Genomic DNA, 11,301 nt, shown 5'->3' with positions numbered 1-11,301 from the left:
AAAATTTCCCACACTATTGTCTCATATTTATTTTGTGGTGTCCAGTGCTATTTTGCGAAAAACTTTTTCTCCCCAACTCTTATAAACCTTGTCAGTTATAAATCTTTAGATTCATGCGTCAGCTCTGATGTTATTTCTTATTTAAAATTATTTGGTATTGGGTGCCCGGGAAAGAACCGACAAATTCGGAGGTTTTGGCCATATTTCCAACTGAAACAATACCTCTACCTGATCGGATTATTAGTGTTCCTTTCAATTCTACTGTAGTATTTTTAATAAAAGGTATACCCATTCCTCCAGTCCCATCAAGCCTACCACTAAGCCCTTCCAGAACTTTTTTAATAGTTGCTGAGTCTGAATTATAAACCCAAGAATATTTTTTCTTTAAATGAGTTCTAATACCTATACCTAGGTCACCTATGGATACTGATATTTCCGGTTTTTCGGAATGAGAGTAGACCTGTAAAAGACCGTAACATTCACCCATTTCTTCGGAGCCTGTACTATGTTCCAAGCTGTTATTGCATATTTCCATTATCATCGTAGAAAACTTTTCTCTTTCTGGTTTTAGATTATCCCCTGGAAACCATTTATTGGTAATGGTTTTTGCTGTTTCTCTGAATTTCGCTACATCCATAGGGTTCAATATTCGGGTTATCTCTATAACGGAAAGTGATCGATCGTTTCGCCCAAATTTCGACCATAAAGAGAGTCGATCATTAGTATAAACGAAATCATTTTTAAAAAAATCAATCCTATTTAAATAGGATTGAACATTGAAACGTAAATTATCTAGTCGTACTTTACATAAAGTTTTACCCCAAACCTGCTTACACATTAGTAAAAGAAGAATAGCCCCGCCTGGCTTAATAAAGGTAATATTACTCATGTCAAAAGCCACAACATCTCCAATTTGGAGCTTACTAATTCTCCAACAAAGACCATCGATTTTTCTAAACCAATTATTAAAATCAGGAATTTTTATGATTTCTACAACTTTGTTCAGGCTTTGTCATCTCCATTACCTGAAAATTTGAGGCTAATTATTCAATGGTTTCACAGCATTCCAATAGACGTTCGGCATATGCTTCTGCTGCAATTCTTACTTTATCTGGTTTAATCCAGAATATCCATGATAACAGAGCGACTACGCACAATAATAGAACAATAATCGACTCAGGGGATATATATAAAGCCTTAAACCAATTTATTCCTATATATAGGCAAGATAAGATGATGCTAAGGATTGATATACTTATTCCAAAATTCTTTAAGCCCCAAAGATTTCTTAAGAAACCATAGTTAACATTTTCTTTGTAAATCAATGGATATTTATCTGCATCCCGAGTTTTGCTAATTAGGTATTTTACACATGCTTCATAAGTTTCATCTGCTAGTTTAGGGTTATTTTGCTCTTCTTCAAATGTTGGAATCTTTATGTCCGGAATCATTAACTGTAATTTTTTGTGATTACGGGTACGCTGTAATGAATTGAATTCGATATTTGAATGCCTTAATAATCTCGTTGTCGGAGCTCCTCCCCAGCTTTTCCATAATTCTACTTCTTTCCGCTTTCCTGAATTCCTTCCAACTTGTGCGCTAATTAATGAAATGGTTATGGACAAAATCGCTGTGCCAATTCCTATTTTAATTTCATATGCTTTGGGAGCCCATAAATAGAGAACAAATAAAGCAGGTAATAATGCTAGGAAAAACGGTGCTACACGAGCTTTAACTGTATAGTCATCAATATACTTCAACATAGATCCCCCCTTAAAGTCATAGTCTACCGTAAAGCTCTAAAGATCCCATGTGTTTTTAAAATATATTTGGCAAACTTTCCCTAATAGATAGACAACCTAATAAATCATATTGATAATATCATTTTAGGGAAATTCATACAATAATTCTGATTTTTATTTTCAATAGAAACGTCCCGCTGGTCTGATAAGGAATTTTCATCCTACGATCCTGTCCAGCAGTATATCCATACACGCTTCGGACGGTTTTGTATCTTTTGCTTTTTCTTACTCATAGGCTTACGCTCCTTTATTTTATACCCCGCTCTTATTGCAGGATATAATGATCTTTAAAGTTTTAATCAATCTCCTTTGCGGCGATTACTGCAGTTCCCGTTCTATCTCAAGACCACCTTTGAAGGTGATCCGTATTTTAGTCTCAGAAATAATTTTTACATTTTTGACGAGCTGCCTGACCAGCGCGTCGTTATACCCGGCGAGGTTGAAGTTTTCTTTTTCAAGGATTTTAATGATCTCATCCATTCTTGACTGGGTGTTTTGAGTGGTGATTTGCCGCTGCTCATGGTTTTTCAGGGTATCTTGCAGTTCCTTGATTTCATCGGATATCTCTTTGAATTTGTCATCGAAGTAATCCGCGCCGGCGCTTGACCTGAAGCTGATCTGGACGAGGTCGAGCATGACGGCGTTAAGCTCTTTGATCCTGTTTTCAATGGCGATGGTGTCTATGACATCCTCGCCGGCTATAAGCGCGATCCGCAGGCTATTCTTTAAGGTGGCGATCAGCTCGTCCTTGTCGGCGGCGAATGAGGCGATGGCTTTGACTATGGCGTCCTGCAGTTTGTATTCCTCTATGGTGGGAGAACTTTTGCAGTATTTTGTTCCGTATTCCAGGCGGTTGATGCAGCGCCACACAATTTTCTTGTTGCCGTTTCTCGCCCATGTCACCCGGCGGTATTGAGTGCCGCAGTTGCCGCACATGAGAAGCTCGGTCAGAGCGTATTTGCCGCTGTATTTGCCATGCTCGGTTTTGGTCTTTTTCTGTGAGACTTTTCGTTTGTTGCTTCGTCTGGCCATTTCCTCCTGGACCCGGTTGAAAATGTCCTTTGAGATAATGGCCTCATGGTTCCCTGTCACATAATACTGGGGCAACTCCCCGTTGTTTTTCTTTGTCTTTTTGGTGAGAAAATCTGCTACAAAGGTTTTCTGCAGCAGGGCGTCGCCTATGTATTTTTCGTTTTTAAGCAGGTATCTTAACGCCGCCGCCGACCAGGTGGGCTTTCCCGTTGAGGAAACAACTCCCTTGCTCTCAAGCTCTTTCTTGATTTTTTCCACACTGTAGCCGGCGAGGTAGCTGTTAAAAATCCACCTGACGATCTCGGCTTCCTCCGGCACGACGCGGGGTTTCCCATCTTCACCTTTTTCGTAGCCGAGCATTCTGTAGTATTGGAAGATTACATTGCCCTTTTTGAAGCTCTGCCGCTTGCCCCAGGTCACGTTCTTGCTGATGGATTCGCTCTCGGCCTGGGCGAAGCTGCCGATTATGCTGATAGAAAGTTCGCTGGTGAGGGTCATGGTGTTGATGCCCTCTTTTTCAAAGATGACTGGAATTTGCCGTTCTTTCAGCATGCGGATGTAGCCGAGGCAGTCCAGGGTGTTTCTCGAAAATCTGGATATGGATTTGGTCAGCACCAAATCAACCTTGCCTTTTTTACACAGCTCCATGAGCTTCAAAAACTCAGTGCGCTTTTTGGCGCTTGTGCCGGTGATGCCCTCGTCCGCAAAAATCCCGGCCAGTGTCCAGTCGGGGTTTTTACCGATCTTTTCGGTGTAATAGTCTATCTGGGCTTGATAGCTGGATTGCTGTTCTTCCTGGTCCGTGCTGACCCGGCAGTAGGCGGCAACCCTTAACTTTTTTCGTCCCCGCTTTTCCATCGTTAGGACCGGATTTGCGGGTATCACGGTTACTGTTTTTTCCGCCAGCATGTTCGCTTGCTCCTTTCCTCATCCCAATCTACGGGAGATAGTCTTATGATTAATGAACCGCGCGTGAATCGTGCCGTCTTTGTCAATCAATATATCTTTAACCGTTCTGTTGAACAGCTCCGTGTCAAATTCAGTCAAAGAACCGTGGCCTTTAAACTCGGCTTTCAGCCTTTCGGTCAGGTAGTGCGTGCCGCCCTCGTCGCAGACCGAGTATTTTTCGGCGGCGCACGCCATGATCAGTGTCTTGACATATCCATCGTTCAGTTCTGTCTTTTCAAGTTGCCGGTTGATTTCATTGGTCAGCCTGGTGACTTCGAGAGAGTGGGTGTGAGTGGGAGGGATGACGCCGTTCTCTATAATGGAGGGATCGGCTATGACCTCGTTCATAATAATTGTGACAGCCTCCGTCAGTAGCTCACCGGTTACCCTGACTTTTACTCCGCAGTCCTTATTTTTGCAGAACCATTTTTCTCCGTCCCCGGTTTTATTCCGCCTGGCAAGTCCACTCCCGCACTGGAAGCATAACGCTTTATTCTTTACCGCTTCAATGGAGGGGATGATCCGCACGTCTTTCCGGGTGTATTTCGCGTTTTTGACGGCTGCGACTTGCTTGAATTGCGACTCGGGTATCAACCGCGGATATTCGGGATCACCCAGATATTTGGGATTCTCCAGTATCCGTTTGATCATCGACTTGTTCCAGTTCAGGACATTTTCGCGGTAGGCCACGCCCTGGTCCGTCAGCATGGCGGCGATGTCTTTATAGGAGCGGCCGTTATGCAGATACTCGGTAAAAATTATTTTCACCGCCCCGGCTTCCCGCTCATGAACGGTTATCTCGCCATCAACGAGCCTGTAGCCAAAGGGAATGTAACGCATTTTTCTCACAGCCATCTCAAACTCCCTCGCAGCCGCTCGGTCAGTTCCAAGCCGCCAATTAAGCGGAATCGTATCTCTTCCTGGGACACCGCGACGATCTTGTCAACGACGCCGTGGAAGAGAGGTTCGTCAAAACCCTGCAGTACCGGCCGGCCATCCTTAATGATGGCGATGAGGTTTTTAACCTCGGTTATAGTGGTGTCGTCCTCATCCTTTTCAAGCAGCTTTGCGCGTTTGGCGCGGAGACTGATGATTTTTTGATTGATTTCATTGGTCTGCTCCATAAAAACAGCGGAATCCATATACCCTTTTGACTTAAGTCTTGCGAGTATCAGATTCCGCCCGGTGAGTTCCGCTATTTCTTTGTTGATTTCGCCAATCCTGACATTGCTCATCGTGCCCGCCGCTTTCAGCGCTTGCAGTTGTTCAAGAAGTGGAAAGAGGATGTACCGGCTGTTATGCCTCAGCTTGTGGTACATCCTCTTAAAGGCTTCATATATTTCGGTTTCCTGGATTTGCTTGACACCGCATTTTTCTTTACCCCGGTCATGGTTTCGGCAAACCCAATAGGTTTTCCCGTTGCACACCCTTCGCTTGAAGGTGCCGCCGCATTCGCCGCAGACAATCTTTCTGCTCAACGGATACTGCCGCGGCTTGTTTGCCTTATCATAAGCGCTTTGACGCTGTGTGATCTTCCGCGCCTGTTCAAATTCCGCTTTGCTGATAATCGGGGTATGGGAATTTTGAACGTAGTATTTGTCTTTTTCACCGTGGTTTCTTATCTTTCTAAAAGGCAGCGTGTCCGTGCTGCATTTCTTCTGGAGCAGGGCGTCACCCATGTATCTTTCATTTTTTAAAATGTACGCCACGGTGGACTCCAGCCAGTCGGTGCCGCCGTTTCTTTTCGGAATCTTCTCGGCGGACAGCTCGTCCGCGATTTCCAGCATGCCTTTTCCCGCGATGTAGCTTTGGAATATCCTGCGGACGACCCTGGCTTCCTGTTCATGGACGATTAAGTCGCCGTTCACAAGCCTGTATCCGTAAGGCGCTTTACAGGTGATAAACTCGCCGCTTTGCATCCGCTTCCGGTAGCTCCAGCGCATATTGTTGGAGATGGAGATGGATTCCTCTTGCGCGAAGGAACCGAAAAAGCTGACCATCATCTCGCTGGTGATTTTGCCGGTGTTGATTTGCTCTTTTTCAAACTCCACTTCAACACCGAGGGTTTTCAGCTCCCGGATGGTTTCCAGGCAATCCCTTGTGTTTCTGGCGAATCTGGAAATGGATTTGGTTAAGATCCGGTCGATTTTCCCTTTGCGGCAGTCTTTCAGCATCCTCTGGAAATCCTCCCGCTTGTCGGCGCGGGTTCCGGTCAGCCCCTCGTCCGCGTAAATATCCACGAATTCCCAATCCTCGTTGCTGTTTATAAGCTCCGTGTAGTAGTCAACCTGCGCGACAAAGGAGTTCTGCTGGTCGTCGGAATCGCTGCTGACTCTGGCGTAGGCGCATACCCGCAGTTTGTTTGTTTCGGGGGACGCGACGGGATTGATAACCCTGACTTCCGCCATAAAAGCTCACTCCCTTTCCTTGGTATTCAACAACAGACACTACCACACAAGCCGGAACATAGCAAGCAATATCCGTACTAAACCGCCTTTAATAAAGGCTTGTATCTTTCGGCGGTATACCTGTGGGCTACCTCGAATTCCGCGTCGGTAATGAGACCTTGTGCCAGGAGCTTTCTTAGAAAGGCATACGCCATCCTATACTTCACTTCATTGGCTATTTGAGTCTGTGACATGGTTTTTTCCTCCCTATAAGTTCAGCGTGTTGATGATATGCGAGCAGGTCTCGACACGCGTTTTCAGCCTGATCTCGCCCTCCATGGGGGAGTAGACCTTGATGCCCCGCTCGTTCAGCCGGCGGATAAAGTCCATTGTTTTCATGGTGTCCCTGCCGAGACGGGAGACATTGACGATGAGCAGCACATCCATTTTCCCCGCAGCCGCGGCCTCGGTTACATCGGCCAGGCCGTTTTTGTCAAAATTCAGGCCGCTGCCGGTGTCCTGGGAGGCTCCGACCACTTCAAACCCCATCTGTCCGGCGTAGTCCGAAAGTTCTTTTTGCTGCCCTTTGAGGCGGCCATGCTCGTCCTCCGGGGCGTCGACGCGGCAGTAAAGCCATGCTCTTTTGCTTTGATTCATGATTTTTATCCCTCCACTGTTAATTTGAATTGATGTTTGATGCCAAAAGGATGCGGCAGGGCTTTGACGGCTCTGCCGCATAGTTTTTGGTATCATAAGCGGGCGGTCGCGCCTGTTCTTCATTTCCGTTCCGGCGCTTAATTCGGCACTGCTCCCCAAGCGCCAATGGCAACGGCGCAAACTATCCGTGGTCAGCGGATATCACAGGAATTCCACCTCCCCGAGAACCTCCGGGCCGCACTCTGGGACCTAACCTCGACTATGCGGGAGTATCATTATAGGCCGTTCAGGTCAACGCGATACAGTCCACCACAGACTGTTTTATGGCCGGGCATTTCTCGCTCGTCACCTTTGATGCCATCGTTTTTACGGATCGCTCTGACCGATCCGCAGGCGGTCTTCGCGTGCTTGCCAATGTCGCTTTCCGTTTCCGGCTGAACGGCTAACGTATTTGAGCCGCTGGATATGGACGGCTTAAGGCCGGCTTTTTTCAAAGAGCGATGGGGGAATAAAAAAACCCCCTCACTTCTTTAAGGAAAAAATGAGGGGGTTGAGCGGATTTATTTTTTATTTTTCCAAAAGTTTTTTCAGCTTCAGAAGAATCCTGCGCTTTCTATCGTTGATTGTCCTTTGAGGCGTTCCCGTTTCCGCCGACAATTGGCGCTCGCTTTTCCCCTGGAAAAACAGCGCGTAAATCAGCAGCCGCTCCTGTTCCGAAAGCTTCTCGAGGCACAGCGCCAGCTTTTTAAGCATTTCCTTTTTGATGACGCCGTCCTCTATGGATTCTTCCGTATGGGATATTAAGTAATCGACTTGAATGCCTTTTTCCTCGCATTCCTCAAAGGATATGTTGTGTTTACTGGCAAGCTTGTCCAGGTAGACTTCACGCTCCTTCTGCCGATAGTAGGCCTTATATACCTCTCTGCCCACGGCGACGCGCATTTTATCAAACAGCAATGTATACCTGCTCTCATGTTCTTCCATGAGCTTGTCCTCCATTTCGAGATTTTTTAATCCAGAAAATGAAGAACAAGTGGTGGGGAGCGGCACCGGCGGGATTTATATAAAAACCCCCTCATTAAAAAAGGCCATCGTTTTTGGGGAGGATGGCATACTTTGAGGGAGAAGATTTCAAAATATTCAATTACCGTATGTGGCACAAAAACAGAAGGATATTTTCGATATATCAGTCGCAAATGCAAGTTTTTTGTCAATAAGAAAGCCGCAATTTGCTCGTTACAAATTGCGGCTTTCCGGGCTATGTGGCACGTACTGGACTGTGGGATAGATGGAGGGCCTAATTTATCCCATAAGGGTGGAAGGTAAATATTCGTATTGGAGAAGCCGGCATCGGCACGGATATGGCCTCTATAATCCTTAACATCTGCTGTTTTAGTACCTTAACTCAAATTTGTTTTTCATCTCTCAGCACCTCACTCACACAAAACGAAAAACAAAAGTCATGGTAACAGCGTCATCAATATCAAGGTGATATCATGTCGAAATATAGAAATGTCCCTGCTGATCTCAAATTAGTAATTAATTCCCTGTTTCGTAAACAAAAAAACCTGCCGCTAAAGGGCAGGTTGGATACGTGTAGTCTTCGCGGCGGCCAGGCTATCATAGCGCCGATAGGCGCCTTAGACCCTGTGGCTTTGCGTCCCCGCCTTTCGGCAGGTTTGCCCTTAGCGCTATAATTCAATTGTTATTTACAACAACACCACAATAATACCGTCAAGTTTATTTAGGACATTTTCTATTTAAGGCTTCACATTTATTTATATCAATGGTCTTTCTCATCAAATTTGCCGACACAAATATCTCGTGCGTTCCATTTTTTTATAATTTCACCAGGGAAATATGAAATTTTATGTAAGTACATGGTATGTATTCCACATATATACTATAATTCGATAAAAAGCACTTAAAATCCTTTTTTTACCAAGCACGAAAATAAGGGTCAGTTTGCCTTAACCCTTTATTAGCTCATGCCTCATACACAGCATCCAGTGTAATATTTTTGTGCAGTTGGAAAAGGTATGAGGAAAACAAGAAATACACCACAAACCGCAAATAGCGGCCCTCCTTTGCTGTTTTGGCGGAGGTGACATATGTTGAGCAATGGCATGTATTCCGTGGCTGAGGACAAGATTTTTGAACTGGCACGTTAGCCAAAATGACGCTTATCAAATCGCACAGATGATGAATATTGATGTTAACCTTATGTTCATCAAGATGCACGGATGAACCGACAGGGGTATGAATTCAACGTGCCATATATTCCACACGGGGATTTTTTAGAGGAAATAATCCTATATATCGAATTGATTGATAAAGGATGTATCCGCGGGCAGTGCTCATGGATACACCTTTTAAGAGGTGCCGTCATTCAATCCCGAGTGCTTTGAATACCGCATCTTCCGGGCTGGTGTAAAACGACGTTTGAAACTTCGCAAACAGGTCAGAAGGCACCGTTGCAATATCAGCAGCAGAAGACAGAGGGAGCAGTATTTTTTTCGCTCCGGCATCAAAGCAAACCTGCAAAGTGTTGGCAAGTTCAGGCACCTTGCTGATCGTACCGCCTATGCTCATATTACCCAAAACGCACATTTGCGATTGTACAGGCTTTCGGAGTGACGCTCCACACAGGGCAACAAATGCGCATAATGCCAGCTCTGACGTTGTTCCAACGCCCTGACAATCCGCTATGTGCATCAGGAAATTGCTGGTATCAATACTGATTGAACCACTTATAAGCTTTTTGTTAGCCTTGAAATAGTTTTGTGCTGTTTTAAGGTTCTCCCTTGCCTCACGGTCATATCCAACACCCGTTACTTCAAACTTTCCGTTGCCGCCCACCACTTCCGTTTCGAGTTTAAAGACCCCTAGCATACCAGTATCTCCATATGAAACCGTATAAACATGACCGGGCTTGCCCTGTCCTTCGGGGATCAGCTTGCCGGAACCTTGCTCCGGCACAGAGACAAAATGCTCCTCAAAAGTCTCGTTATCCAAATAGGAAAAATGAACGTCATAAAACTCCATGCCGCCGATCTTTTTAAGCTGCTCCTTTACCCTGCGCCGCCCTTCAAGGGCGTATTCCAGTATTTCGGCGACATCTTCCTTTGAAAATTCGCCATGAGGATAGAGCAGTTTAATCATACCTGATACAGTTTTCCGCACGGCAATGACATCCCGCTGATTCAAGTCGCCGCCGAACCGGAAATAGCGTTCAATGGTATCGCCATAGGATCGCTTGCGCATCTCGCGGAAAAATTCTGCGAGATAATCGGTGATAAACCCGTATTCGTTTGTGAGGAATTCCGGGCGCATTTTGGGAATTTCCCAACCGGGCAGGTAGTAGTGCATACGGTCAAAAAAAGCGCTATCGTAAGCCATAGCCGCCGGGAACGGTTCAAACAGGTGGGATGTTTTTATCAGCACATCCACGCTCTGGTTGATATTACCCACGAAAACCATGGAAGCGTTGGCGTTTTTTTCCTCTTTGCCCCTGGCAAAGGAACCGGATGCCATGAAATCCTTCATGATCTGGATGCCGTCTTTGTCCTTGAAGTTGATACCGGCAACCTCGTCAAAAGCGACGCAATCCCACATGCCGACAAGCCCGATGGTCCTGTTCGCCATGTTGTAAAACAGGTTTGCAACGGTGGTCTGTCCACCTGAAATCAAAATGGAGTTGGGGGAGATTTCCTTGTAGATGTGGGATTTTCCCGTTCCACGGGGGCCAAGCTCACAGAGGTTGTAGTTATTCTCCACCAACGGAATCATCCGCGCCAGCAGATGCCACTTTGTCCTGTTTTCAAACTGCGTCGGTTCCATGCCGATGCTTCGCAGCAATACATCGATCCATTCTTCCTTTGCAAACTGCTTTCTGCCGTCGAAGAACTCCTGCATATCCATGTGGGGGAGCTGAATGGGCGTCAATTCCTCAATTTCGAAAGGGCTGACCTTATTCTTCTTGCCACCTTTGGGTGCGTCAGAATCATATTCGTCGTAGCGCGACTCAAGTCGGTTGTAATTCATGCGCAGGATACACCAAATACCCCCGGATAGCAATTTCTCATATTGTTTGATATAAAAATCTGCCACGATGACGTTTTTAAGATTGAGATTGGAAAAAACCGCCCGGTATGTATCGCTGTCCGGGTCAAGTTTTGCCTCCACCTTATCAATGACTGTATAGCTGCCCATCTCACGAATTTTGGATTTTATCTTCTCCGCTTCATCGGGGCGTACAAAATTATCGGCGAGAATGCCTTTGACCCGCTGCACGCCTTCTTCGATACTGGCCTCGTCATCGGTGGCACAATATATTCCCAGCAGATATTCCAGCACATAGACGGGCACATTCGCGCCTTCTTTAATTTTCTTTGTCAGGTCTTTACGGACAATCTTACCCGCAAATGCTTCCTGCAAAAGAGTATTCATACTTTTGCTGTTTTCTTCAAACATAA

9 protein-coding genes and 1 riboswitch are annotated in these 11,301 nt (G+C 45.7%); all 9 genes read right to left on the bottom strand.

Annotated elements, in window-relative coordinates; genetic code table 11:
- Positions 1–130 precede the first annotated feature (130 nt).
- Complete coding sequence (locus Pmgp_RS12730) at positions 131–901, bottom strand: hypothetical protein (RefSeq protein ID WP_153189220.1); 771 nt, start codon at positions 899–901, stop codon at positions 131–133.
- 142 nt (positions 902–1,043) lie between these two features.
- The gene (locus Pmgp_RS12725) at positions 1,044–1,763 is read right to left on the bottom strand and encodes a hypothetical protein (protein ID WP_153189219.1); all 720 of its coding nucleotides are present in this window, start codon (positions 1,761–1,763) and stop codon (positions 1,044–1,046) included.
- A gap of 357 nt (positions 1,764–2,120) precedes the next feature.
- Positions 2,121–3,743: a recombinase family protein gene (locus Pmgp_RS12720; protein ID WP_134214360.1), complete on the bottom strand. Its 1,623-nt coding sequence runs from the start codon at positions 3,741–3,743 to the stop codon at positions 2,121–2,123.
- 18 nt (positions 3,744–3,761) lie between these two features.
- Complete coding sequence (locus Pmgp_RS12715; RefSeq protein WP_134214359.1) at positions 3,762–4,637, bottom strand: recombinase family protein; 876 nt, start codon at positions 4,635–4,637, stop codon at positions 3,762–3,764.
- Positions 4,628–6,190: a recombinase family protein gene (locus tag Pmgp_RS12710; RefSeq protein ID WP_134214358.1), complete on the bottom strand. Its 1,563-nt coding sequence runs from the start codon at positions 6,188–6,190 to the stop codon at positions 4,628–4,630. Before Pmgp_RS12710 ends, Pmgp_RS12715 begins: the two co-directional genes overlap by 10 nt.
- Positions 6,191–6,267: 77 nt before the next feature.
- Positions 6,268–6,423, bottom strand: a complete 156-nt coding sequence (locus Pmgp_RS19780; protein WP_192902922.1) for an SHOCT domain-containing protein — start codon at positions 6,421–6,423, stop codon at positions 6,268–6,270.
- 13 nt (positions 6,424–6,436) lie between these two features.
- Positions 6,437–6,826, bottom strand: coding sequence for a recombinase family protein (locus tag Pmgp_RS12705; RefSeq protein ID WP_134214357.1), 390 nt, complete (start codon positions 6,824–6,826; stop codon positions 6,437–6,439).
- 567 nt (positions 6,827–7,393) lie between these two features.
- Positions 7,394–7,810, bottom strand: coding sequence for a sigma factor-like helix-turn-helix DNA-binding protein (locus tag Pmgp_RS12695; RefSeq protein WP_134214355.1), 417 nt, complete (start codon positions 7,808–7,810; stop codon positions 7,394–7,396).
- A 620-nt stretch (positions 7,811–8,430) separates the two neighbouring features.
- Positions 8,431–8,520, bottom strand: a riboswitch (cyclic di-GMP riboswitch).
- Between the two features lie 691 nt (positions 8,521–9,211).
- Positions 9,212–11,299, bottom strand: a complete 2,088-nt coding sequence (gene brxL, locus Pmgp_RS12690; RefSeq protein ID WP_243119839.1) for a protease Lon-related BREX system protein BrxL — start codon at positions 11,297–11,299, stop codon at positions 9,212–9,214.
- Positions 11,300–11,301: the final 2 nt, after the last annotated feature.

The sequence above is a fragment of the Pelotomaculum propionicicum genome, from assembly GCF_004369225.1.
Taxonomy (GTDB): domain Bacteria; phylum Bacillota; class Desulfotomaculia; order Desulfotomaculales; family Pelotomaculaceae; genus Pelotomaculum_B; species Pelotomaculum_B propionicicum.
Note: the sequence above shows the minus strand (reverse complement) of the source record. Positions and strands in the feature narration are given on the sequence as shown.